Source organism: Streptomyces sp. NPDC092369 (assembly GCF_044755245.1).
Taxonomy (GTDB): domain Bacteria; phylum Actinomycetota; class Actinomycetes; order Streptomycetales; family Streptomycetaceae; genus Streptomyces.
On the sequence record NZ_JBIVQP010000006.1, the window covers coordinates 379,247 to 403,242 of the forward strand.

Consider the following 23,996-nt stretch of genomic DNA (forward strand, 5'->3'; position numbering starts at 1 on the left):
GAGTCGTCAGCCAAGGAGGGGGACCATGAACGAGACGCCGCACTCCCTGAGTTCCTCCCGCACCCTGTGGGAACTGGTGGACCGCCGCGCCGGCCTGACCCCCGACCGCCCGGTCTTCCTCCAGGACGACCGCGCCCTGACCTTCGGCGAGCTGCGCGACCGCTCCGAGCGGGTCGCGGCCGGGCTGTACGACATGGGCGTACGCCCCGGCACGGTGGTCGCCTGGCAGCTGCCCACCCGGATCGAGACGGCCCTGCTGTCCTTCGCGCTGGCCCGCCTGGGTGCCGTGCAGACGCCGATCATCCCGTTCTACCGGGACCGCGAGGTCGCCTTCGCGCTGCGGGAGTCGAAGGCGGAGTTCTTCGCCGTGCCGGGCACCTGGCGCGGCTTCGACCACGCGGACATGGCACGGCGGCTGGGCGCGAAGGGGGTCTTCGAGGCGTACGACGATGCCCAGCTCCCGGACGGCGACCCGGGCACGCTCCCTCCGCCGCCCGCCGACGGCACCTCGGTCCGCTGGATCTACTGGACCTCCGGCACCACCTCCGACCCCAAGGGCGTGCTGCACACGGACCGTTCACTGCTCGCGGGCGGCTCGTGCCTGGCGCACGCGCTGCGCCTGACGGCGGACGACGTGGGCTCGATGGCCTTCCCCTACGCGCACATAGCAGGCCCCGACTACACGGTGATGCTGCTGCTGTACGGCTTCCCGGCCGTCATGTTCGAGCAGTTCGCGCTGCCGGACGCGCTGGAGGGCTACCGCAAGCACGGGGTGACGGTGGCCGGCGGGTCGACCGCCTTCTACTCCATGTTCCTCGCCGAGCAGCGCAAACAGCCGGGCGAGAAGGTCATTCCGACGCTACGGCTGCTCGCCGGCGGCGGCGCGCCCAAGCCGCCGGAGGTCTACCACTCCGTCGTACGGGAGATGGGGGTGCAGCTCACGCACGGGTACGGGATGACCGAGGTGCCGATGATCACCATGGGCGCGCCGGACGACACCACGGAGAACCTCGCGACGACCGAGGGACGGCCGCCGGAGGGCATGGAGATCCGGATCGCGGAGGGCGGGGAGGTGCGGCTGCGCGGGGAGGCGGTGTGCCAGGGGTATCTCGACCCGGCGCAGAGCGCGGAGGCCTTCGACGAGGAGGGGTTCCTGCGCACCGGTGACCTGGGACGGCTGACGGAGAGCGGGCATCTCGTGCTCACCGGGCGGCTCAAGGACGTGATCATCCGCAAGGGCGAGAACATCTCGGCCAAGGAGATCGAGGACCTGCTGGCCGCGCACCCGGCGGTCGGCGACGCGGCCGTGATCGGGCTGCCGGACGCCGAGCGCGGGGAGTTGGTGTGCGCGGTGGTGGAACGGCCGCCGGGCTCCGGGGAGTTGACCCTGGAGGCGGTGACGGCCTACCTGCGCGCGGAAGGGCTGTCGGTGCACAAGCTGCCGGAGCGGCTGGAGCTGGTGGACGCCCTTCCGCGCAACGAGACCCTGCGCAAGGTGCTCAAGTACAAGCTGCGCGAACGCTATTCGGGGACCGTGAAGTAGCGGGCGAAGGCGGGCACGATCTCGGCCTCGCCGACCTTGCCGTCACCGTCGGTGTCGAGGGTCGCGGCGGCCGTCCGTGCGATGTCCTCGCTCGCTCCGAGGGCCCGCAGCACGCGCGCGGTGTCGTCGACCGTGACCGCGCCGTCGCCGTCCGTGTCGGCGACCGCGAGGGCCGCGTGCAGGAAGGGGCGGGCGATCTCCGCGAAGCGGTCGGGGGTGTCGCGCAGGCGCTTGACCGCGCCGTTCACGAACTCCTCGCGCGTGATGCGCTGGTCGCCGTCCCGGTCCGCTATGCCGGCCATGCCCTGCCAGAACGCCTCCGCGCCGGCGTACAGCTCCTGGCCCTTGTCGGACCGGGCCGCCGTGCCGAACTCGGTGAGCAGCGCCTTGGCCGCCGTACTGAAGTCCGCTCGGTCGATGTAGCCGTTGCCGTCCTGGTCGAAGACGGCGAACCGGGCGGCGATCCTGCGCTCGTACTCGCTGCTGACCATGTCTTTTCGTGCCGCCTCACGTCACGTCGGGTGCATCGATACGGAGCGTACGACGGCAAGGTGTCCCGGGGAGCGGGAAAGCGGCGCTTGTGCCAAGACCGGGGGAATTTTGGGGCAACGATGTGGCAAAGAACAGGCCGCGGAGTGAGCGGGGTCACGCCGACAGCGGGTCGGCCTCCGCCGTGATCGCGGCCTCCACATCGACGTACACGTCGAAGAGCCGGCGGACGCCGAGGGCGCCCAGGACCCGGTTGACGTGCGAGCCGTCGGCCGCGCCGCGGGCGGGCAGTATCAGGCGCAGGCTGCCGTGGCAGGAGCGGATGAGACGGCGGGAGGCGATCAGCACGCCGACACCGCTGGAGTCGCAGAAGAACACGTCGGAGAGGTCCAGGACCAGGCTGTGCCGGCCCTCGGCCACCGCGTCGTGCACCCGCTGGCGCAGCGCGGGCGAGGTCACCAGGTCCAGTTCGCCGCAGACCCGGAGCACGGTCCAGTCGCCCTGTTCGTCGTCGATCACGTAGAACGCCACCACCACGCCTTTCGCTCGCCGTCACCCCCACAAACGGAAGCCTGACCTTCGCTTCCTTGCAGCGCGGCTGCCCACCGGCCGTTCCCTGAAACACGACAGGAGAAACGGGAAGCGAACGAAAGAGGCTTGTTTTAGTCGACTTCGATCCTGTTCGATCAGGTGTGGAACGGAAGGTGAAGGTCCACTACCACCTGCGGCCCCTCAGGGGGCGCGCATTGCACCAAAGGGGCGTGCGCTCACAGACGTGCCGACTACATTCGAGGTGACAGTGGACGCAGGCTGGGCACACACACGGTCAGGTGAGGGGGCCCGCATGACGAAGAAGGACGCACCGCCCCGCTGGGACCGCAAGATGCAGCAGCGGCTCGCACGCGGAGAGGCGGCCGCCCTCGGCGAGCTCTACGACCGCTTCGCCTCCCTCGTGCACGGCCTCGCCCACCGCGTCCTCGGCGACGAGGTCGCGGCCGACGGCATCACCCGCGAGGTCTTCGCCCACGTCTGGGAACACCCCGAGACCTACGACCCCAAGCAGGGCCCCCTGCGCTCCTGGGTCGCCGCCCTCACCCACCGCCTCGCCGTGCAGCGGCTGCGCGTCACCGAGACCGCCGCGCTGGCCGAGGGCGGCGGGGGTTCCACCGAGGAGCTGGAGCGCAAGGTGCGCCGGGCGGCCGTCGCCGCCCGCGCCGACTACATCGTCACGTCCATGCCCGCCCCGCTGCGGGCCGCCCTGGACCTGGCCTATTTCCAGCGCCGGGACTACCGCCAGACCGCCGTCGACCTGGGCGTCACCGAGGACGAGGCCCGTCGGCGGCTCCGCCTGGGCCTGCAGCTCCTGTCCACCGCCCACGACGCCGGCACGGCCGCAGCTCCGCCGGGGTACGGGGGTGCGGTGTGAGCAGCGCGTTCCGTTCCGACGACGGAGACGAGGAGGAGCGGCGAGAAGGTGACCGACAGCCCGGCCGGGGCGGCCCGACCGATGGGAACGGCCCCGGCGGCCCGACCGACGGCACCGGCGCCGACCGGTCCCCCTCGCCCGACCACCCGCCCCGCATACCCACGCCCCGCGCCTCGGTCGAGGACGGCGAGCGGCCCCTGCCGACCCTCTCGGCCGAGGAGAACCCGCCCGTCCCGGCGACGCTCGTGCTGGCGCACCCCGTGCTGAAGTCGCTGCTCGGGGCGTGGGCGCTGGCCGCGTGCTCGGCGGCGGAGGCCGTGGCCGTCGAGGAGCACCTCGGCGAGTGCGGAAGCTGCGCGGAAGAGGCCCTGCGGCTGCGCGACGCGGTCGGGCTGCTGCACCCGCCGGAGAGCCTCGACCTGGACCCGGCCCTGCGCACCCGCGTCCTGGAGGGCTGTCTGGACCGGCGCCCGCCGCGCATCCCGGTGCCGGAGTGGGCGGCCCCGTACGACGCCGAGACGGCCCGTCTGGACGCCCTGCTGCAGGACATAGGGGACGCCGAGTGGCACGCGCCGGTACGGCTGCGCTGGTTCGACGGCGAGGGCCCGACCAGCCGTCGTACGACCGTCGCCGGGGTCATCGCCCACCTGCTGTCCGTCGACGGCCTGGTCGCCCTCGCGCTCGGCCTCGACGACCCGCTGGCCGACATGAAGGCGGCCACGCACGCGCCGGCCGACCGTACGGAGACGTACTGGCAGACCTCGCACTTCCCGCCCACGAGGTCCGTCCGGACGCCGTGGCGGGAACAGAGCCACGACCTGGTCCGTACGGTGTCCTTCGCCGGCGGCTCCGACTCCGGCTCGGCCAAACTCGCCGTCTCCTACGGCGACTTCACGCTGCCGCTGCATGACGCGATGGTGGACCGGGCGTTCGAGTGCTGGGTCCATGCGGAGGACATCGCCGAGGCGGTGGACTATCCGTACGAGCCGCCGTCCGGGCGGCACCTGAACCGGATGATCGACCTCGCGGCGCGGATGCTGCCGGTTGCCATCGCGGCGCGGAGGCGTCCCTTGGTTGGCGCGGGTACGGCCGGCCGGACTCTGAGGTTGGAGATCGAGGGGTTGGGGGGTGGGGAGTGGTTGATCCCGCTGGACGGCCCGGTCGGCTCCGCGGTCGGCTCCGCCGGGGAGGAGGTGGCTCATATCGCGTTGGACGGGGTGGAGTTCTGTCACCTCGCGGCGGGGCATGTGCCTCCGGCCGAGGCGGCGGCGGGGCAGCTCGGGGATCGTGAGGCGATCAGGGATGTGCTGTTCGCGGCAGCGTCGTTGAGCCGGATGTAGGAGGGCGGCTGCGGGTGCGTGGGGGCTGGTCGCGCAGTTCCCCGCGCCCCTTGAGTACGTGCAGCTAACCGACCTGCTTTTAGGGGCGCGGGGAACTGCGCGACCAGCCACGAACCACCCGCAGCCGCCCACGCACCAGCACCGCCCACCCCACTAGGCGAAAACCACCGTCCGGCGTCCGTTCAGCAGAATCCGGCGTTCCGCATGCCACTTGACGGCACGCGCCAGCGCACCGCACTCCACATCGCGCCCCACCGCCACCAACTGGTCCGGCGTCACCTCGTGCCCGACGCGCTCGACCTCCTGCTCGATGATCGGGCCTTCGTCGAGGTCCGCGGTCACGTAGTGCGCCGTCGCCCCGATCAGCTTCACGCCCCGCGCATGCGCCTGGTGGTACGGCTTCGCGCCCTTGAAGCTCGGCAGGAAGGAGTGGTGGATGTTGATGATCTGCCCGTTGAGCTGCTTGCAGAGGTCGTCCGAGAGGACCTGCATGTAGCGCGCGAGCACGACCAGTTCGACGTTCTGCTCGCGCACCAGGGCCAGCAGCCGCGCCTCCGCGTCCGCCTTGGTGTCCTTGGTGACGGGGATGTGGTGGAAGGGGATGGTGTACGAGCCCACCAGCTCCGCGAAGTCCGTGTGGTTGGAGACGACGGCCGCGATCTCCACCGGCAGGGCCCCCGTGCGGGCGCGGAACAGCAGGTCGTTCAGGCAGTGCCCGAACTTGCTGACCATGAGGACGATGCGCATCTTCTCGTCGGCGCGGTTGAGCTGCCAGTCCATGTGGAAGGAGTCGCCGATCGCGGCGAAGCTGGCCCGCAGCTTGTCCACCGTCACCGGTGCCTCGGCCGAGAAGTGGACGCGCATGAAGAACAGACCCGTGTCGTGGTCGCCGAACTGCTGGCTGTCCTCGATGTTGCAGCCGGTCATGAAGAGATAGCTCGACACGGCGTGCACGATGCCCTGTTTGTCGGGGCACGAGAGGGTGAGGACGTACTGCTCGGACGCGACCGCCACTCGGCCGGACTGCTCATTCATGCAGGACAGGGTCCCACACCTGACCGGACCCCCAGCCGAGCCGTCCGCTACGCGGACCTCGTCATGATCCGCAGCACCTCCAGCGTGCGCGGCGGTACGTCCGGGTCGTCGCCGTCGGCCACGGCCAGCCGTACGTGCGCGTCCCGCGCCGCCCGTACCGCGTCCGGCCAGGCCTGGTGCTCGACGTACGCCGAGACATGGGCGTCCGGGCCGACCTGGTGCATGATCCGCAGCACCCGGAGCACGGCGGTGTCGACGAGGGCCGCCTCCTGGGAGTCCCGGAAGATCGTGCCGACGTATTTCTCGGCGGACCAGTTGTCCAGCCAGGTGTCCTCGACCAGGCGGTACACGGCGTCGGTGACGTCACCGTATCCGTCGACGCCGGCGAGCCAGACGTTCTGCTGGAAGGCCGGGTCGGAGAGCATGTGCAGCGCGGAGCGCACATTGCTGCGCCAGCGCCACCACGGCATGTCGTTCTGTGGCATGTCGCCCATGGTGGATGAGCGACGGCCGCGACGGGAAGAGTTCTCCGAACCTTGCACGGTCACCGATCGTACGTTCTTACCGCACGGCCCCTCACCGACCCCCGTAATTCACCTGCGGGTCACCGCTCGCTAACCCTGGGTCACCCGGGCATTGGCGGGGTCCCGGAAGCGTGTGCGTACATGACCGGCAGTCGACGCAACCGCAGCACCTTCCTCCCCAGGTTCACCGGGGCCGGCACGAGAACCGCCCGCGCGGCGGGGGCCCTGGTCGCGTGTGCGTCGCTGGCCGTCGGCTGCGGGGTCATCCCCGGCACCGCGGCGGCCGGGGACGACTCGATCACCGTCATGACCTGGGCGCCCTCCGACACGAAGGCGACCAACAAGCCCGGCATGCCCGCCTTCGCGCAGGCCTACGCCCGCTGGATCAACTCCAAGGGCGGGATCAACGGCCGCAAGCTCAAGGTCCTCACCTGCAACGAGCACAACGACAGCGTGGCCGTCGCGAAGTGCGCCCGTATCGCCGTCAAGCGGAACGTCGCCGCCGTCGTCGGCTCCTACAGCCAGTACGGCGACTCCTACCTGCCCACCCTCGAAGGCGCCGGCATCCCCTACATAGGCGGCTACGGCATCACCAACGCGGAGTTCACCAGCCCGCTGTCCTACCCGGTCAACGGCGGCCAGCCGGCCCTCCTGGCCGGTCTCGGCAAGGAACTGGCCGCGGGCTGCGGTCCCGTGGTGCTCGTGCGGCCTGACACCATCGCGGGCGACGAACTGGCCCCCATGCTCGACTCGGGCCTGACGACGGGCAAGCACGCGGTCGCGATCGACCAGCGCGCGGCGGACGACACCACCGAGTACTCCACGCCGACCGAGCGGGCCCTGGAAGCGGCGAGCGACGACCCCGAGAAGAAGGGGTGCGTGATACCCACGCTCGGGGACCGGACCGGCACGTTCATGGACTCCTTCCGGCGTTCCCGCGACCAGTACCCCGGGGTGAGCACCGCGGCCACGCTCGGCAACGTCGACCAGACGGTGGTCAACGAGTCGGGCGGGGAGTCGAGTCCGTACGAGGGGTCGTACATCACCAGTTGGTACCCGGCGGCCACCGACAGGCTCTGGGACCCGATGAAGAAGGTCATCAGCGAAGAGGCCTTCGGCGACAACCGCATCGACGCGACGGACGCCGGGGTGCAGACGACCTGGATCGCGTACACCGTTCTCAAGGCCGTCGTGGAGTCACTGGACGGCGGCGAGGTGAGCGCGGAGACCATCCGCCGGACCCTGAACAACGGGCTGGAGGTGACGACGGGCGGGCTCACGCCGACGTTGAAGTGGGGCTTCCAGGGGAAGCTCGCCACGATCGGCTTCTCCCGCATGGTCAACGCCGACGTGACTCTCCAGGTGGTCCGCAAGGGTCAACTCGTCGCGGCCCGCAAGGGTTTCCTGGACGTCACCAAGACCCTGCAGACCGCCGAGGTGAACTGACCCTCCGGGGTTGCCGGTTCCTACAGCTGGGTCGGCTGCCGCTGGGTCAGGCCGTACGTCTTCGCGATCGCGTTCCACAGCTGCGCGGCCTTGGCCTTCTGGGCGCTGGCGGTGCCGCTGTCGCGGTTGCCCGCCTGGGTCTGGCCGGTGGTGCGGGCCTGGCCCTTGCGGCAGCCCTTCTTGCCCGCGGTCTGGTCGGCCCAGGCCGCGTAGTGGTTGTCCGCCGACGCGGACGCCTGCCAGGCCTGGGTGAGGGCGCTGGTCAGTTCGTCGTGGTTCGCCAGCTTGTCGACGGACAGGCCGGAGAGCCGGGTGACCAGCTGGGTGCGCTGCTTGGCCGCGTCACGCAGGTTCGAGGCGGCCTGGCCCAGGTTGTCGCAGCCCTTCACGTCGGAAACTGCCTTGATCACCGAGGCCCGGCTGGCACCGCTGTCGGACAGCAGCTTGTCCAGGGCCACCGCCTGCGCCTTCGCCGGGTCGGCGGCCGATGGGCCGGAGCTGTCGTCGGTCACGGGTGCCGTCGCGGAGACGGTCTGGTTCTTGTCCTTGGAGTCGTCGCTCCCGCCACCGAGCAGCGCGCCCGCCCCGACGCCGAGCACGACGATGCCGATGCCCACGGCCGCGATGAGCGGCACACGGGAGCGCGAACGCCCGCCGCGGCCCGGGTCCTGCGGTTCGTAGGAGTTCTGGTGGTACCCGTTCTGGGGCGGCTGCTGGCCGTATCCCGGACCACCGGCCTGCGCGTACGGCTGTGCCGGGGGCCTCGGCTGCTGCGCCTGGGGCTGCGCGAAGCGCGGCAGTTGCTGCGTGGCGGGCGCGGGCTGCACGCCGCCGGGGCCGCTGCGGAAGAGGTTGTCGAACTCGGCGGGCGGCTGCCGCTCGCCGTACGCGGCGCCCGGGTGCTGGTCGGTCACCGGCGGGATGTACTGCGTCGCCTGCGCGTCGGGCCCGGTGGCGGGCGGCAACGGCCCGGCCCCGGCCTGCGGCGGCCGTCCCAGGAAGCGCGTCTCCTCGCCCTGCGCGGGCCCGCCCACCTCGGGCGGCAGCGCCCCCGGCCCCACCGGGGGCAGGAGCTGGGTCGCGCCTTCGTTGTCCAGGGGCGCGGCCGGCACGGGCGCGATGAACTGCGTGGCCCCCTCGTCCCCACCGGGGGTGCCCATGGCGGGGACCGGCGGGATGAACTGGGTGGCACCCTCGTCGACGGCGGGCGGGAGCGGGGAGGCGAAGGCACCGGGGGCGGACGGGACCACGGCGGAACCGGGTTCCGGAGTGCCGTACGGGCCGTCGGCGGCCGGGGGCAGGGGCGCGCTCGGGTTCGAGGTGCCGTAGCCGTTGGTGCCGTAGGTGTCCGCGGGGTTGGCGTAGGACGGGTTCTGGGTGTCCGCGTCCGGTAGGGGCTGGGCGCCGGGTGCCTGGTCCCGCGTGCCCCAGGTGTCGGGGGCCGGCGGCTGGTGCTGTTCCTGGGAGCCCCATGTCTGGGTCTGCGGGGCGGCCCAGCCCTGGTCCTGTGCCGGGGCCGGGGGCTGGTGCTGGTCGGGGCCCCACGGGGTGCCCCAGGCCTGGCCGCTGGGCGGGGCCTGGGCCGGTATCGGCCCGTTCTGCTGCTGGCCACCGGCGTAGGAGCCGCCCTGCTGACCGCCGTACGGGCCGGGCTGCTGCCCCGGGTAGGGGCCGCTCTGCTGGTCGCCGTAGGAACCTCCCGGCTCGGCGCCGTGGCTTCCGGCCTGCTGGTCCCCGTAGGTCCCCGACTGCTGGTCCCCGTAGGTTCCGGACTGGCGGTCGCCGTAGGAGCCGGACTGCTGAGCGGGGTACGAGTCGCCCTGCCGGTCGCCGTACGGGCCGGGCTGCCGGTCGCCGCCGTAGGAACCGCCGGAGCGGTCACCGTAGGAACCGCCGGAGCGGTCACCGTAGGAACCGCCCGGCTGTGCGCCGTACGACCCGTCCTGCTGGGCGGAGCCGTAGGACGGACCCTCGTGCTGGGTGCCGTAGGTCCCGTCCTGCCGGCCGTCGTAGGAACCGGCGCGCGGGCCCGGTGGGATGGGGGTCGCCATGCCCGCCATGCCCGGGAGCAAGGGCTCTCCGCCGTCGGAGGGCAGCACGATGCCTTCGCGCGGCTGCCGCGCCGAGGGCTCCTCGCCCTGTCCACTCTGCGTCACCGGGACTCCTACGTATGGGGGACCTTCGGAATCATCGGCTCACGCTACCGGGTCCCCAGAGCCGGGTGCCACGCAGCTCAGACCTCAACCTCCTTACCTGTGACAGCATTAACAGCGGGCCTGTACAGGCCGTGGCATCTGTCCACCCGCCGCTCACTCCTGCGCGTCAACCGGCCGTTCCCCGCGTGTTCACGCACCGGCCGGTCCCGCGTCAACCTCCCTCACGCAGCCGCCTGCAGCTCCATCCGGGCCCCGAACTCCCTTACCACCGGCTCCTCCTGGTACGGCTCCAGGCGCTGCTGGAAGTCCTCCAGGTACTCGGCGCCCCGGTTGGAGCGGACGGATTCGAGCAGTTCGACGGCCTTCAGGCCGGTGTTGCAGGCCTGTTCGATCTCCCGCTGCTGCACCTGCGCGGTGGCCAACAACACGTATCCGATGGCCCGTCGGCGCGCCTTGGTCTCCGGTAGCCCCGCCAGCGCCTCCTCCGCGCGCCGGGCCGCCGCCTCGGCCTGGCCCAGGTCGCGGTGACAGTGCGCCAACTCGTCGGCCAGGTACGCCTCGTCGAAGTGCGTGATCCAGGCCGGGTCGTCACCGGAAGCGGGGTCGGCGGCCTCCAGCGCCGAGACCGCCCGCCCGGACGCCGCCTGGGCCGCCCGCGCGTCACCCATCAACGCGTGCCCCCGGGCCTCCGCCGCGTGGAACATCGCCTCCGCGCGCGGGGTCACCCGACCACGCGCCCCCTCCTGCGCCGCCCGCGCCAACTGCGCGATCTCGCGCGGGTTTCCGAGCTGCGCGGCGAGGTGGCTCATGGACGCGGCGAGGACGTACCCGCCGTAGCCGCGGTCGCCCGCCGCCTGGGCGAGGCGCAGCGCCTGGATGTAGTACCGCTGGGCCAGGCCCGGTTGACCGGTGTCGATCGCCATGTACCCGGCCAGCTCGGTCAGTCGGGCCACCGCGGCGAACAGATCGCGGCCCACCGCCTCCCGGTAGGACCCGGCCAGCAGCCCGGAGACGACACTGTTGAGGTAGTGCACGACGACCGGGCGCACATGCCCGCTGCCGTACTGGTGGTCGAGGTCGACCAGCGCCTGGGTCATCGCGCGCACGGCCGCCACGTCGGACTGGCCCACGCGCGGTCCCGCCGAGCGGGCCACCTGTGAGTCCGGTGAGGAGATCAGCCAGTCGCGGCTGGGCTCGACCAGCGCGGACGCGGCGACCGAGGAGCCGGACAGGAAGTCCCGGCGCCCCACGTCACTGCGCCACAGCTCGCAGACCTGCTCGATGGCGCCGAGGACGGTCGGGGAGAACTGGAGCCCGACACCCGAGGCGAGGTTCTTGCCGTTGGCCATGCCGATCTCGTCGATCGTGACCGTACGGCCGAGCTTGCGGCCCAGCGCCTCCGCGATGATCGCCGGCGCGCGGCCCCGCGGTTGCTGTCCGCGCAGCCAGCGGGCGACGGACGTCTTGTCGTAGCGCAGGTCGAGCCCGTGCTCCGCACCGCACATGTTGACCCGGCGGGCGAGCCCGGCGTTCGAGCACCCCGCCTCCTGGATGAGCGCCTGCAACCGTTCGTTCGGCTGTCGCGCGACGAGAGGCCTTGCGGCCATGGCGTAACCCCCTGCGAACCTCTGGAGCGAAAAGATCCGGCCGTGAAGATCAATGCCCCGCGGACATACCGACAATGCGAGACATGCGAGGATTGCCGGGGTAAAGGCATCAGCCGACCCCCCACTCCTGGCTACCCGGCCCACGCCGCGGTTCCTCCCGCGCGCCCCCTCACGTGCATCCATGCGCCCCAGGTGCGGAATCGATGCCCCTCCCCCGCGCGCGCTACGCCCGTAACTCCAGGTGGGTGCGGGAGTTGTGTTCACCGTGGAAGAGACGATCGCGGGCACCGAAGCCGCTCAGATTCCGAAGCAGCGCGGGGAATCGCTGCTGGAGACCGCCGTACGCTACGCCGAGGAGCGCCACTGGGACGTCTTCCCCGGCACCTGGCTGGAAGCCGTCGACGGGGTGCAGCGCTGCTCCTGCGGCGACGCCGCGTGCGCCGCCCCCGGCGCGCATCCGGCGCGTGAGGACTGGGCGACGCAGGCGACGGGCAGTGCGACCGTCGCCCGGCGGATGTGGCAGAAGCAGCCGACGGCTTCGATTCTGCTGCCCACGGGGCGGACCTTCGACGCGGTGTCCGTCCCGGAGACGGCGGGGTTTCTCGCGCTGGCCCGGATGGAGCGCATGGAGTTGACGCTGGGTCCCGTCACGTTGACGCCTGATCGTCGGATGCGGTTCTTCGTGTTGCCGGGTGCGTCGGTGAAGTTCCCGGAACTGGTGCGCAAGCTCGGCTGGTCTCCCTCGTCTCTTGATCTGACGGTGCTCGGGGAGGGGGCGTATGTGGCTGCGCCGCCCACGCGGTTCGGGTCCCGGGGTGCTGTGCAGTGGGCCTGCCGGCCGACTGCGGCGAATCGGTGGCTGCCTGATGCGGAGGAACTGGCGTCTCCGCTCGCCTATGCGTGTGGGCGGGATCGGTAGGTTCGCGGCCCCAGGCCCGTGGGGGCTGGTCGCGCCCCGCGACGGAGCCGCAGATGGGCACAGTCCCGCGCCCGTTGACGTCGGACGCCTGCCCGTAGGGTTCTGCCATGACGTCTGCTGTACGCGTTGAAGGGCTCTGGAAGCGGTTCGGGCAGCACATTGCCGTCGCCGGGATCGATCTTGAGTTGCCCGCCGGGAAGTTCATCGGGCTCGTCGGGCCGAACGGGGCCGGGAAGACCACCACACTGTCGATGGTGACCGGGCTGCTTCGGCCCGATCAGGGCACCGTCGAGATCGGTGGGCACGACGTCTGGCGCGACCCCGTTGCCGTCAAGGCACGGATCGGGGTGTTGCCGGAAGGGCTGCGGCTGTTCGAGCGGCTGTCGGGGCGTGAACTGCTGGCGTACAGCGGGCGGTTGCGGGGGCTGCCCGGTGGCGAGGTGGACAAGCGGGCCACGCAACTCCTCGATGTGCTCGACCTGGCCGGGGCCCAGCACAAGCTCGTCGTCGACTACTCGACCGGTATGCGCAAGAAGATCGGGCTCGCCGCCGCGCTCCTCCACAACCCCGAAGTGCTCTTTCTCGACGAGCCGTTCGAGGGCGTCGACCCGGTCTCCGCGCAGACCATCCGCGGGGTCCTGGAGCGGTACACGGCCTCCGGCGCCACCGTGGTCTTCTCCTCCCACGTCATGGAGCTGGTCGAGTCCCTGTGCGACTGGGTGGCCGTGCTGGCCGCCGGCCGCATCCGCGCCCACGGCACCCTCGCCGAGGTCCGCGGCGACGCTCCCTCGCTGCAGGAGGCGTTCCTCGAACTCGTCGGTGCGGGTGGCCGGGACGCGGGATCCGACCTCGACTGGCTGGGGGGCGGGGCGCGATGACGGCGCCGCTCGCACCGGCCCCGCGCGCACAGGACCCCCTCGTACCGGCCGACATCACGCCCGTCTTCGTCCGGCTGAAGCTGTCCCTGTTGCGCAACGGGCTGCGGCAGTCCGGCGGTCGGCGGGCCGCGTACGTCGCGTCCGCCGTCGTCGTGCTGCTGCTCGGGGCGCTGTTCCTGCTCGGGCTGACCGCGCTGCACGGGCACGCGCACGCCGAGTCGCTGGTCGTGCTGCTGAGCGCCGTGCTGGCGCTTGGCTGGGCGGTGATGCCGCTGTTCTTCCCCGGCGGCGACGAGACCCTCGACCCGACCCGGCTCGTGATGCTGCCGCTGCGGCCCCGGCCGCTGGTGCGGGCGCTGCTCGTGGCCTCCCTGGTCGGCATCGGGCCGCTGTTCACGCTCTGTGTGCTGGCCGGTTCGGTGATCGCGGTCGCGCACGGCGGAGCGGCCTACGTCGTCGGGGTGTTCGCCCTCCTGCTCGCGCTGCTGGTGTGCGTGGCGCTGGCGCGGACCGTGGCCGTCGCCAACATCCGGCTGCTGACCAGCCGCAAGGGCCGGGATCTCGCGGTGCTGAGCGGGCTGGTCATCGCGATCGGGGCGCAGTTGGTCAACTTCGGTGCGCAGCAGCTCGGTTCGTCCGGGCTCGCGCACCTCGACCCGGTGGCCGACGTGCTGCGGTGGGTGCCGCCCGCGTCGGCGATCGGTGCGGTGGACTCGGTGAGCGACGGCTCCTACGGGGTCGCGGTCGCCCAACTCGCGCTCAGCGCGGCCGCGTTGGTACTGCTGCTCGGGGTCTGGTCACGGCATCTGACCCGGCTGATGACCGCGCCCGACGGCTCCACCCTGCAGAGTGCCGAGTCCGTGAGCCGCGACCGTACCGCCTCCGGCGGCCTCGCCCGGCTGCTGCCGGCCGGGCGCACCGGCACGGTCATGGAGCGCAGTCTGCGGTATGTGTGGCGCGACCCCAAGACCAAGGCCGCGTGGGTGACTTCGCTGGCGATCGGGCTGATCGTGCCGGTCTTCAACGCACTGCAGGGCACCGGCTCGATCTACTTCGCCTGCTTCGCCGCGGGGATGCTCGGCATCCAGATGTACAACCAGTTCGGGCAGGACACGTCCGCGTTCTGGATGGTCGCGACGACCATCTCCTCCGCCCGCGACGCGTACGACGAACTGCGCGCCCGAGCACTGGCGTTGCTGGTGATCACCCTGCCGTACGCCACGCTCGTGACCGTCGTGACGACCGCGATGCTCGGCGACTGGCCGCGCCTGCCCGAGGTGCTGGGACTGTCCTTCGCGCTGCTCGGCGCGATGCTGGCGACCGGCGCGTGGACCTCGGCCCGGTTCCCGTACTCCATCCCGCAGGACGGCTACAAGAACGTGGCCCCCGGCCAGTCCAGCATCGCCTGGATCTCCATCTTCGGCGGGATGATCGCCTCGGCCCTGCTGTGCGCCCCCGTCATCGTCGCGACCATCGCCCTGAACGTGACCGAGGGCGGTGACCGGTGGAGCTGGGTGCTGCTGCCCCTGGGCGCCGTCTACGGAGCGGGCCTCACGTGGTCGGGTCTGCGGCTGGCGGCTCCGCGGACGGCGGCCCGGCTGCCGGAGATCCTGTCGGCGGTGAGCAAGGGCTGACGGCACCGGTGTCGATGCGGTAGCCGACGCCGGGCACCGTCGCGATGAGCCAGGGTTCGCCAAGGCGTTTGCGCAGGGCGGAGACCGTGATGCGGACGGCGTTGGTGAAGGGGTTGGCGTTCTCGTCCCAAGCCCGGGTCAGCAGTTCCTCGGCGCTGATGACACCGCCCTCGGCGGCGACGAGGACTTCGAGCACGGCGAACTGCTTGCGGGTGAGCGCGACATGGCGTCCGTCCCGGGAGACCTCCCGGCGGAAAGGGTCGAGACGCAGACCCGCGATCTCGCTGACCGGGGGCCGGGCGTACGCGCGCCGACGGTCCAACGCCCGCAGCCGCATGACGAGTTCGCGCAGCTCGAACGGTTTGGTGAGGTAGTCGTCGGCGCCCAGCTCGAACCCGGAGGCCTTGTCGTCGATCCGGTCGGCGGCGGTGAGCATGAGGATCGGGATACCGCTGCCGGAGGCCACGATGCGGCGGGCGATCTCGTCACCGGAGGGGCCGGGGATGTCACGGTCGAGGACCGCGAGATCGTAGGAGTTGATGCTCAGCAGCTCCAGGGCCAGGTCTCCGTCACCGGCGATGTCCGCGGCGATCGCTTCCAGCCGGAGACCGTCACGGACGGCCTCGGCCAGGTAGGGCTCGTCCTCCACGACTAGCACACGCATACCCGCAGCCTAGGCAGGACGGGATATCGCCGACGTATGCGAACCCGACACGCCCTTGAGTTCTACGAAGATTCGGCCGTCGCATGCCACCACGGTCGTGACGCCAGCGCGGCCAGCCCGGCGCCGGCCGCGTTGAGCAGCACGTCGTCCACGGAGGACACCCGGTCGAGGCGCAGGACGTACTGCGCGCTCTCGACCAGCACAGAGCAGGCCGCCCCGAGCGCCAGGACGCGCCAGAGCGACGCCAGAGCCGTGAACCGCAGCGGGACGAGGAAGCCCAGGGCCGCGAAGACCAGCAGGTTGCCGATGATCTGGCCCGCGTCCATCGTGGCCAGGTCCCGCAGCGGTACGAGGCTCAGGACGGCGCCGTCCTCGTCGCCCGGCAGCAGGATCATCCAGACCCACGGCACGGTCCCGTAGACGATGCCGACCTCGGCCAGCGACTTCCGCCACGGCGACGGGACGCCGGCGGCGGCGCGGCGATGGGCCAGCGCCCATGCCGTCAGCGCGGCGAGCGGCAGGGCGATCACCGTGATGAGGGCGATGCCGTTGAACGTGCCGAACCAGACGAACGACTCCCGCGAGTGCAGCGGCATGGACAGCATCCGCAGCACGACGCGCAGCGGCCCGAACGCCGCGAGCGCCGCCACGCCGAGGACCGCCAGACCGACGATCACCGTCCCGCGCGTACGACGGGGCGGGACCGGGGCCGGGAGCGGAGACCGGGTCGGCAGGGAGGTGCTGTTGTCCATGCCTGCATTGAAGACGGACGGCCGTATCGCGGGCGTATCCGTTTCCTGCCACGCCCGTGCTGAACCGTCGAGCGGCCGTCTCAGACGGTGAGGACCGCGTCCAGGAACGGCTCGATCGCCGCCCGCCAGGCCTCGGGCTGGTCGTAGTGGACCAGGTGCCCGGCGTCGGCCACCTCCGCGTACTCCCCGCGCGGCAGCACCCGCACCATCTCCTGCGCCTCCGCGCGGCCCAGCTCCCCGTCCAGCCCCCGCACGACCAGCGCCGGGCACCGCACCTGGGCCAGCTCCTCCCAGTGCGCGTCGTACACCCAGGTCTCCCGGGTCTTGAGCATCTGGTCGGGGTCGAACACGGGCCGCCAGCCGTCGGCGCATTCGTGCATCACCTCGGCGTAGAACTCCCCCCGCGCCGGATTGGGCCGCTCCACCCAGGGGTCGTCCTCGCCGAACCACTTGCGTACGTCGGCCAGCGTGGCGAAGGGCATCGGCCACGCCCTGAACCAGTCGGCCCACTCCCGCTGCGAGGCCGCGCCGAGGGCGGAGGCCCGCATGTCGCAGATGACCACGCCCCGGACCAGGTCGGGCCGCTTGGCGGCGAGCTGCCAGGCGGTCAGCGCGCCCATCGCGTGGCCGACCAGGACGACCGGGGTGAGGCCGAGCTGTTCGAGGGCGGCCTCCGCGTCCTCGACGTATGCCTCGCGGGTAAAGGCGGCCTGCGGGGGCTTGTCGCTCTGGCCGTGGCCGCGCTGGTCGAGCGCGACGGCGCGATGGCGTCCGGAGAGCCAGCGGGCGGTGGACGCCCAGTGCGAGGCGCGGCCCATCAGGCCGTGCAGTAACAGCACGCCGGGTGTGTCCGCGGCGCCGGTCGCCCCACCGGTCCGCTCCGGCAAACCGGGGCGGTCCAGGGGCCCGGGCTGGTCAGGTACGAGCTTGGCCGGGTCGGTCTTGGGAGGGTCGCCGAACTCCCAGGCCGCGAGGCGTACGCCGCCCGCTCCGGTCACGTCGATACGCCGCGCCATTGGTCCTGGCACCCCCCTAGCTCCGCTCGGACCGAACGAGCCGTCGGCCCTGTGCACCGTGTCCTGCCTTGCCGTGCAGCTGCCTTTCCGCGCTCACTCCTGAAGCGCACATTCCGCGTTTCGCGTCACTCGCAGACTATCGAATGGGCATTCGAAATTACTCTCTCCGTGAGCAACACCCCTCGTTTGAGTGACCCCCCTCAAGGAATGATCGCCGCTGCCGAGGGGAGATCTTGAGCGGGAGGCGGACCACTCGGGGAAAACGGTCCGAGGGGATTGACCCTGGGAGCTCGGGGCTCCGGGTCAGCACAGGGGAGGACAGGCCCCGGCGCCATAAGGCGCCGGGGCCCTCCATACGTCTCCGGCACATCTTCCCGCCCCCTCCGGTCATATGCCTCACGCGACAGCCTTGCACGCGAACCGTCCGAGCGCTGCGATTCGACGGACAGAATCTTGGACCATCGCAACTGCCACCTGTATCACGGCAGTTGAGGCGAGGAAACGCTTTCGGCGCTTGCTCGGTCCTGCCCGTCGCTTGCCCGGCGCTTGCCCGGTGCTTCCTCCGTGCCGGCTCAGCGCTTGGCGACGAACACGTGCGAGGCGACGTCCGCCTCCAGTTCGGCGGCCTCGCCGCCGCTGCCCACCAGGACACCGCCCGCCGACTCCGTCACGCTCACCACCGAGCCGGGCTGCACGCCCGCGCGACGCAGCGTGTACATCAGCTGGGCGTCTGTCTGGATCGGCTCGCCGATCCGGCGCACCACGACCGTCTTGCCGTCCAGGCCCGGGTCGAGGTCGGCCAGCGAGACCATGCCCTCGTCAAGGAACGGGTCCGCGCCGTCCTTCTCGCCCAGCTCCTCCAGGCCCGGGATCGGGTTGCCGTACGGCGACTCGGTGGGGTGGCGCAGCAGCTCCAGGACGCGGCGCTCCACCGCCTCGCTCATCACGTGCTCCCAACGACAGGCCTCGGCGTGCACCTGCTCCCACTCCAGGCCGATCACGTCGACCAGCAGACACTCCGCCAGCCGGTGCTTGCGCATCACGCGCGTGGCCAGCCGGCGGCCCTCGTCCGTCAGCTCCAGGTGGCGGTCGGTGGCGACGGACACCAGCCCGTCACGCTCCATCCGCGCCACCGTCTGGCTGACGGTCGGTCCGCTCTGGTCCAGCCGCTCGGCGATCCGGGCGCGCATGGGGACCACACCTTCCTCCTCCAGCTCGAGGATGGTGCGGAGATACATCTCCGTGGTGTCGATCAGTCCGGACATACGTGCCCCTCGATGAGATCTGCCGGAAGCGCCACGGCTTCCCGGCGCGTGCGCTGGCCCTGGCCTCAATTCTGACGCATAGCACTGACAACCGTGCCGCGCCGTTGAAACCAAGGCGTTACGCGGGGTACCGCGGTGTCTGCGTCGACATTCGCACAGGTACGTCGCCTCCGCGGCGGCGGGCGCGTCACCGCCGTATCTCCGCCGCCTCACCGCCGTATTGACAGGGCACTGGTCCAGACCGCACCGTGATCCGCGACACAGACCGCCCCACGGCGCCCCGGAAGGACCCGCATGAGCGACGGCACACCGGCCGACCAGTTCCTCGACGCCGCGATCGGCCTGTTGCGACGGGTGCGGGAAGAGGAGGCGGAGAGCATCGCCGCGGCCGGCACGCTGCTCGCCGACACCGTCGCCGCGGGCGGCCGCCTGTTCGCTTTCGGCGCAGGGCACTCCTCGCTCGCGGCGCAGGACGTCGTCTACCGCGCGGGCGGGCTCGCGCTGATGAACCTGCTCGCCGTGCCGGGTGCCGTCGGCGTGGAGATCCCGGCCACGCTGGGCTCCGCGCTGGAGCGGGTGGACGGGCTCGCGAGCGCGGTCCTGGACACCTCGCCGATCCGCGCGGGCGACGCCCTCGTGATCATCTCCCTCTCGGGGCGCAACGCCCTCCCGGTCGAGATGGCCATGAACGCGCGGGCACTCGGTGTGAAGGTCATCGGGCTGACCTCGGTGGCGTACGCGTCCGAGACCGGGTCCCGGCACGTCTCGGGCACGTACATGCGCGACCACTGCGACGTCGTCCTCGACTCGAAGATCTCGATCGGCGACGCGGAACTCACCCTCGACACCATCCCGGCGCCCTTCGCCCCCGCCTCCACGGTCGTCACCTCGGCGATCCTCCAGTCCGTCATGGCCACCACCGCCGCGACCCTGGCCGACCGCGGCATCGAGCCCCCGCTGCTGCGGTCCGGGAACGTGGACGGCGGCCACGAGTGGAACGGGCGCGTCTTCAAGGAGTACGCGGACCGGATCTTCTACCAGCGGTAGGGGTAGCGGTAGCGGTAGCGAAGATACGGGGCCGGGGATACCGGCCCCGGCCCGCCCGCTACGTCTTCTCCGTCGCCCCCGCCAGGTCCAGCGCCGCCGCGATCCGGACCGCCACGTCCTCCGCGTGCACCGCGTCCGCGCGCTCGAACTGGCTGCGGGCGCCGCCGCGCAGGAACGTCACGACGCCCAGGGTGCGGCCCCGGCTGCGCAGGACCGCGCACAGGGCGTGCACCGCGTCCGTGGGCCACTGACGGGCCGCCGCCCACTCGCGGGCCTGCTCGGGCGGCACCGCGCCCACACTGGCCCGCACCGACCCGGTCCGCTCCACGCACTGCAGCGCGGGGTGCCCCGGCGCGTACCGCACCGGCAGACCGGCCCGGCCGGTCAACAGGCTCGGTCCGGGCGCCCCGGAGGGCGTGGCGGCGACCCGGACCAGCCGCAGGGCCGCCGTGGCCTCGCCGTCGGCGAGGGCACCGCCCGCCACCCGGTCGATCAGGGCGTGGTCGGCGAAGCCGGCGAGCGCGAAGTCGAGATGGACGGTGGCCGCCTCCGCGGGGTCCTCGCACTCGGCGGCGGCCCGGGCGGCGCGGTGCAACTGGTTGGTGCGGAAGCGCAGTTGGGCCGCCTCCTGCTCGCCCTGCTTGGTCTCGGTGACGTCCTGGAAGAGCCAGGCGACACCGAGCGGCACCGGCTCCTCGGCGAGCGGCGAGGCCAGCCGCACGAAGCCGCAGCGCCAGCAGCGCCGCTGCTCGCCCTCCGGGGTGCGCACGCCGACCCAGATCTCGGCCGGCGCGGGCGGGGCGCCCTCCGCGAGCACATGGGTGAGGGCGCTCTCCAGTTCCTCGACGCCCTGGGCGAGCAGTTCGCCGAGAGGGCGACCGAGCGCGGAGGTGCGGCCGATACCGAGCGAGCGGGCCGCGTGTGCGTTGAGCACGGCGGGGCGCAGGTCGGCGTCGACGAGCACGACGCCCCAGGAGGCGTCCTCGAAGAGGGCCTCGCTGAGCGCGATGGACCGCTCCAGGTCGATCTGGGTGTGCACCTCGCTGAAGGCGCAGTACACCCCGGCGGCCTTCCCGTCGGGGCCCCGCACGGCGGCGGACTGGGTGCGCACCAGCACGCGTCCGCCGTCCTTGGTGAGCAGCGCGAACTCGTGCACCTGGCGGCCGGGGGCCTCCATGGCGGACATCAGCCGCGCCTCGACCTCCTCGGCGTCGGCGCTGCGCACGGCCCAGCCGGCGAACCCGTGCCGCCCCACGGCCTCGGCCGCGGTCCAGCCCAGGATCCGCTCCGCCTCACGGTTCCAGTGGGTGACGACGCCGTCCGCGTCGAAGGCGCACAGCGCCGCGTCCATGCCGTCCAGCAGCGCCGCGAGCAGATCCGAGCCGTCTGGGCCCACGGGGCCGGCCCGCTCGGGCTCATCGGGCCCGAGTTCGTCGGTGGCCCCACTTCGCCGGGAAGCACTCACCTGGACCCCCTGCCAAGCTGCGTCCGCATGTACGGCGCGGCGGTTCGCTCACTCGCAATCATCTAACTTGAACGTGACGCAGCCCACATCGAGTTCCCCAAGATTGAGAGAATCGTTGTACGCCGCCGTCCGGCTGCGCCTACCCCAGTCTCAGGTCGATCCACACATCCGACATCCCATCCAGTACGTACTGTTCCAACTCGACGAAACCACGCGCCTCGGCGAACCGCAGTCCGTCCTCGTTCACGGCGAGCACACACGTCTCCACCACCCCGGCCCCCAGCACGCGCGCGTGGGCGAGCCCCTTCTCGTACAGGGCCGTCCCGTAGCCGCGCCGCCGGTACTCGGGCAGCACGCGCGCGATGACCGTGGCCGTGCCGCCCTCCCGCTCCGGCGGCCGCACGGTGGAGCATCCGACGAGGACGTCCCCCAGGTAGGCGTTCTCCAGCAGATACCGCGCCGCCCGCTCCCGTACCCCGGCCGGATCCAACGCGGCCGGCGGCACGATCACGTTGTGGACGTGCCGCCACTCCTCCAGCATGGCGTCTCCGCGCGCGGTCTCGATGCGGAGGTCACTCACCGGTGATCACCGTCAGGTACTCCTCGGTGCGGAAGCCGGCCGCCGTGTACACCGGCTCGCCCATCGCGCTCGCGTAGAGGTAGGCGGTGGTGGCGCCGGTGGCGAAGCCCGCGCGGATCATTTCCAGGGTGACGGCCCGGCCGTAGCCGCGCTTGCGGTGGGCCGGGAGGGTGGTGATGTTGAAGAGGCCCGTCAGGTCGCCGGAGACGGCCGTCATGCCCGTGGCCACCGGTACGCCGTCCAGTTCCGCCAGGTAGAACGTCATGCCGTCGATCCTCGCCAGGGCCGGATCGGTGAGGACCTCGAACAGGTCGTGCGGTGCCTCGAAGCCGTCCGCGACGGTCCTGGCGTAGAGGTCGAGTTCGTCGCCCGACACGGGCCGCACGGTCAGGGAATCGATGTCCGGCTTCGGCGGCGGACCCTGGTCGGGGTGGCGCACCATGAGGGGCTCCCGGGTGAGGCGGGTCAGGCCGTGGCGCGCCGCCAGCGCGGTGACGGACGGGCTCGGCACCCCGCGGACGTGGATGCTCCAGGGAAGCTCCCAGGGGCTCTCGGCGGCCGCCAGGGCGGCTATCTCGTCGGCGCTCGGGTCGAGGGACGGGCTGATGATCGCGTTCAGGGACGCGATCCGCGCGCCGGAGATCGCCAGCACCGCTCCGTGGGGGCCGCGGCGCGTGCGGCCCGTGGTGGCGGCGGACAGCTTCTCGAACACGGCGGCGTACGCGGCCACGACCGGCCCCGACGGGTCACTTCGGTTCATGCGGTGATCGTAGGCGCACGTCTTTGCGTTAAATCGCTTGAACGGTCCTCGATCGGTTCCTAGTGTGTGGCCCACGCATGAAAGGAGGTGATCGGGTACATGAGTGAAACCCGGACGCGCGAGGTGGCTGCGGGCTAGCGGCCCAGCACCCCACCCTGTGCGGTGCCGGACCAGCGTGTGCGAGATACACGCGGCCGGCCCAATCCAGTGCAGTCACCCGACCCGCGAGCTCGCCGGTACGTCCGGCCGGCTCCTCCGCCGTCAGGCGGGGGACCCGAGCTCGCGGGTCGTCTGCGTTCATGACGGAGTCCCCGGCCACCTTGAGCCGCGCCGGGTACGGATCGTTGCGCGCGCAGTAGTCTGGGCCAATGCTTCCGATACTTGTTCGACGCCGGCACGTGGACTACGTGCGCGTCACGAGCATGGGCTGTCGGCGCTCCGCCTGACCCAGCCCCCGTGTGCCCCATTCTTCTTCTTTCGGACGCATCTCATGACGCTCACCGCGACGCCTCCGTCCTACGACCGGCTCCCGATCATCGACCTGTCCGCCGCCGACCGCGGTCCCCAGGCCCGGGCGCTGCTCCACGCCCAACTGCACAGCGCCGCCCATGACGTGGGTTTCTTCCAGCTCGTCGGGCACGGGGTCACGACCGCGGAGGCCGACGCGCTCATCCGGGCCACGCGTGCCTTCTTCCGGCTGCCCGAGGCCGACCGGCTGGCCCTCGACAACGTCAACTCGCCGCATTTCCGGGGCTATGCACAGGACCAGTTGGACATAGGCGCCGAGCGGCCCGTCCGCGTGCCGGTGCCGGGCGAGCCCGCCTACTGGTGTCTGCAGGGGCCGAACCAGTGGCCCGCAGCCCTCCCCGAACTCCGTACCGCCGCGCTGGCCTGGATCGACCGGCTGAGCGCGGTCGCCGGGCGGCTGCTGCACGAACTGCTCACCGCCATCGGGGCGCCGGCCGACTTCTACGACCCGGTGTTCGGCGAGCACGCCCACCCGCATCTCAAGCTCGTGCGGCACCGGTACCCCGGCAGCGGCGGAGTCGGTCATCGTGCCGGGGCCCACAAGGACCAAGGCTTTCTGACCCTGCTGATGCAGGACCACGATGTGCCGCCGCTGGAGCGGGCGTTCGTGGTCAACCTGGGCCAGCTGCTGGAGGTGGCGACCGACGGGTACCTGATCGCCACCGACCACCGGGTGGTGTCCCCGCCCGGTGCCACCGAGCGGTTCTCCGTGCCCTTCTTCCACAACCCCCGCCTGGACGCCCGCATCGAACCGCTCCCGTTCCCGTACGCCTCGGCCGCCCCCGGCGTGACCGCCGACCCGGCGAACCCGCTCTTCGCCGAGTACGGCCACAACGAGCTGAAGGGCAAGCTGAGGGCGCACCCGCTGGTGGCGGAACGGCATCACGCGGGGCTCCTGACTCCCGCGTGAACTCCGGCGCGG

22 protein-coding genes are annotated in these 23,996 nt (G+C 71.8%); 9 read left to right on the forward strand and 13 right to left on the reverse strand.

The genetic code is table 11. From position 1 onward, the window contains the following. Positions 1–25: 25 nt before the first annotated feature. Positions 26–1,543, forward strand: a complete 1,518-nt coding sequence (locus ACIQI8_RS33640) for a class I adenylate-forming enzyme family protein (RefSeq protein WP_402358915.1) — start codon at positions 26–28, stop codon at positions 1,541–1,543. On the opposite strand, the gene ACIQI8_RS33645 is transcribed toward ACIQI8_RS33640, so the two are convergent. Both ACIQI8_RS33645 and ACIQI8_RS33650 read right to left on the reverse strand, forming a co-directional pair. After that, positions 1,522–2,034 (reverse strand): EF-hand domain-containing protein, encoded by a 513-nt coding sequence (locus ACIQI8_RS33645; RefSeq protein WP_402358918.1) that lies wholly within the window; start codon positions 2,032–2,034, stop codon positions 1,522–1,524. The genes ACIQI8_RS33640 and ACIQI8_RS33645 overlap by 22 nt on opposite strands. A gap of 154 nt (positions 2,035–2,188) precedes the next feature. Then, on the reverse strand, positions 2,189–2,569 hold the full coding sequence (locus tag ACIQI8_RS33650) for an STAS domain-containing protein (protein WP_402358921.1): 381 nt from the start codon (positions 2,567–2,569) through the stop codon (positions 2,189–2,191). Between the two features lie 307 nt (positions 2,570–2,876). Between ACIQI8_RS33650 and ACIQI8_RS33655 the strand changes: the two genes are divergently transcribed. Both ACIQI8_RS33655 and ACIQI8_RS33660 read left to right on the forward strand, forming a co-directional pair. Next, positions 2,877–3,458 carry a sigma-70 family RNA polymerase sigma factor gene (locus tag ACIQI8_RS33655; protein ID WP_402358924.1) on the forward strand — a complete coding sequence of 194 codons (582 nt, stop codon included), beginning with the start codon at positions 2,877–2,879 and terminating at the stop codon, positions 3,456–3,458. After that, positions 3,455–4,798, forward strand: coding sequence for a zf-HC2 domain-containing protein (locus tag ACIQI8_RS33660; RefSeq protein ID WP_402358927.1), 1,344 nt, complete (start codon positions 3,455–3,457; stop codon positions 4,796–4,798). The genes ACIQI8_RS33655 and ACIQI8_RS33660 overlap by 4 nt, the downstream gene beginning before the upstream one ends. A 153-nt stretch (positions 4,799–4,951) precedes the next feature. Here ACIQI8_RS33660 and purU read toward each other — a convergent pair whose 3' ends face one another. Together purU and ACIQI8_RS33670 are read right to left on the reverse strand one after the other, a co-directional pair. Then, positions 4,952–5,833, reverse strand: a complete 882-nt coding sequence (gene purU / locus ACIQI8_RS33665) for a formyltetrahydrofolate deformylase (protein WP_402358930.1) — start codon at positions 5,831–5,833, stop codon at positions 4,952–4,954. A gap of 47 nt (positions 5,834–5,880) precedes the next feature. Further along, positions 5,881–6,381, reverse strand: a complete 501-nt coding sequence (locus ACIQI8_RS33670; RefSeq protein WP_124004006.1) for a hypothetical protein — start codon at positions 6,379–6,381, stop codon at positions 5,881–5,883. A gap of 117 nt (positions 6,382–6,498) precedes the next feature. Here ACIQI8_RS33670 and ACIQI8_RS33675 point away from each other — a divergent pair, with 117 nt between their 5' ends. Continuing rightward, the gene (locus tag ACIQI8_RS33675) at positions 6,499–7,803 is read left to right on the forward strand and encodes an ABC transporter substrate-binding protein (RefSeq protein ID WP_402358933.1); all 1,305 of its coding nucleotides are present in this window, start codon (positions 6,499–6,501) and stop codon (positions 7,801–7,803) included. Positions 7,804–7,823: 20 nt separating this feature from the next. On the opposite strand, the gene ACIQI8_RS33680 is transcribed toward ACIQI8_RS33675, so the two are convergent. Beyond that, a complete protein-coding gene (locus ACIQI8_RS33680; RefSeq protein ID WP_402358936.1) occupies positions 7,824–9,959 on the reverse strand; it encodes a hypothetical protein in 2,136 nt (711 codons plus the stop codon). Positions 9,960–10,180: 221 nt separating this feature from the next. Continuing rightward, a complete protein-coding gene (locus ACIQI8_RS33685) occupies positions 10,181–11,566 on the reverse strand; it encodes a transcriptional regulator (protein ID WP_402358939.1) in 1,386 nt (461 codons plus the stop codon). 256 nt (positions 11,567–11,822) lie between these two features. On the opposite strand from ACIQI8_RS33685, the gene ACIQI8_RS33690 reads away from it, so the two are divergent. The 3 genes from ACIQI8_RS33690 (at position 11,823) to ACIQI8_RS33700 (ending at position 14,997) form a co-directional block, all read left to right on the forward strand. Beyond that, entirely contained in the window at positions 11,823–12,485 is a 663-nt protein-coding gene (locus ACIQI8_RS33690) for a bifunctional DNA primase/polymerase (protein WP_401716082.1), read from the forward strand. Positions 12,486–12,592: 107 nt separating this feature from the next. After that, a complete protein-coding gene (locus ACIQI8_RS33695) occupies positions 12,593–13,363 on the forward strand; it encodes an ABC transporter ATP-binding protein (protein WP_402358942.1) in 771 nt (256 codons plus the stop codon). Continuing rightward, complete coding sequence (locus ACIQI8_RS33700; RefSeq protein ID WP_402358946.1) at positions 13,360–14,997, forward strand: transporter; 1,638 nt, start codon at positions 13,360–13,362, stop codon at positions 14,995–14,997. Before ACIQI8_RS33695 ends, ACIQI8_RS33700 begins: the two co-directional genes overlap by 4 nt. Here ACIQI8_RS33700 and ACIQI8_RS33705 read toward each other — a convergent pair. The 4 genes from ACIQI8_RS33705 to ACIQI8_RS33720 all read right to left on the reverse strand — a co-directional run bounded on the left by ACIQI8_RS33705 (position 14,915) and on the right by ACIQI8_RS33720 (position 18,694). Continuing rightward, entirely contained in the window at positions 14,915–15,661 is a 747-nt protein-coding gene (locus tag ACIQI8_RS33705) for a response regulator transcription factor (RefSeq protein ID WP_402358949.1), read from the reverse strand. The genes ACIQI8_RS33700 and ACIQI8_RS33705 overlap by 83 nt on opposite strands. A gap of 62 nt (positions 15,662–15,723) precedes the next feature. Continuing rightward, positions 15,724–16,266 carry a VanZ family protein gene (locus ACIQI8_RS33710; protein ID WP_402359726.1) on the reverse strand — a complete coding sequence of 181 codons (543 nt, stop codon included), beginning with the start codon at positions 16,264–16,266 and terminating at the stop codon, positions 15,724–15,726. Between the two features lie 227 nt (positions 16,267–16,493). Further along, positions 16,494–17,429, reverse strand: coding sequence for an alpha/beta fold hydrolase (locus tag ACIQI8_RS33715; RefSeq protein WP_402358952.1), 936 nt, complete (start codon positions 17,427–17,429; stop codon positions 16,494–16,496). 572 nt (positions 17,430–18,001) lie between these two features. Then, the gene (locus ACIQI8_RS33720) at positions 18,002–18,694 is read right to left on the reverse strand and encodes a metal-dependent transcriptional regulator (RefSeq protein ID WP_124004016.1); all 693 of its coding nucleotides are present in this window, start codon (positions 18,692–18,694) and stop codon (positions 18,002–18,004) included. Between the two features lie 294 nt (positions 18,695–18,988). On the opposite strand from ACIQI8_RS33720, the gene ACIQI8_RS33725 reads away from it, so the two are divergent. After that, positions 18,989–19,741 carry an SIS domain-containing protein gene (locus ACIQI8_RS33725; RefSeq protein WP_402358956.1) on the forward strand — a complete coding sequence of 251 codons (753 nt, stop codon included), beginning with the start codon at positions 18,989–18,991 and terminating at the stop codon, positions 19,739–19,741. 58 nt (positions 19,742–19,799) lie between these two features. On the opposite strand, the gene ACIQI8_RS33730 is transcribed toward ACIQI8_RS33725, so the two are convergent. The 3 genes from ACIQI8_RS33730 to ACIQI8_RS33740 form a co-directional block, all read right to left on the reverse strand. Further along, the gene (locus tag ACIQI8_RS33730) at positions 19,800–21,206 is read right to left on the reverse strand and encodes a PAS domain-containing protein (RefSeq protein ID WP_402358959.1); all 1,407 of its coding nucleotides are present in this window, start codon (positions 21,204–21,206) and stop codon (positions 19,800–19,802) included. Positions 21,207–21,345: 139 nt separating this feature from the next. Further along, on the reverse strand, positions 21,346–21,786 hold the full coding sequence (locus tag ACIQI8_RS33735; RefSeq protein WP_402358962.1) for a GNAT family N-acetyltransferase: 441 nt from the start codon (positions 21,784–21,786) through the stop codon (positions 21,346–21,348). After that, positions 21,779–22,546, reverse strand: a complete 768-nt coding sequence (locus ACIQI8_RS33740) for a GNAT family N-acetyltransferase (RefSeq protein ID WP_402358965.1) — start codon at positions 22,544–22,546, stop codon at positions 21,779–21,781. The genes ACIQI8_RS33735 and ACIQI8_RS33740 overlap by 8 nt, the downstream gene beginning before the upstream one ends. A gap of 490 nt (positions 22,547–23,036) precedes the next feature. Here ACIQI8_RS33740 and ACIQI8_RS33745 point away from each other — a divergent pair, with 490 nt between their 5' ends. Next, positions 23,037–23,984: an isopenicillin N synthase family dioxygenase gene (locus ACIQI8_RS33745; protein WP_402358968.1), complete on the forward strand. Its 948-nt coding sequence runs from the start codon at positions 23,037–23,039 to the stop codon at positions 23,982–23,984. Positions 23,985–23,996 lie beyond the last annotated feature (12 nt).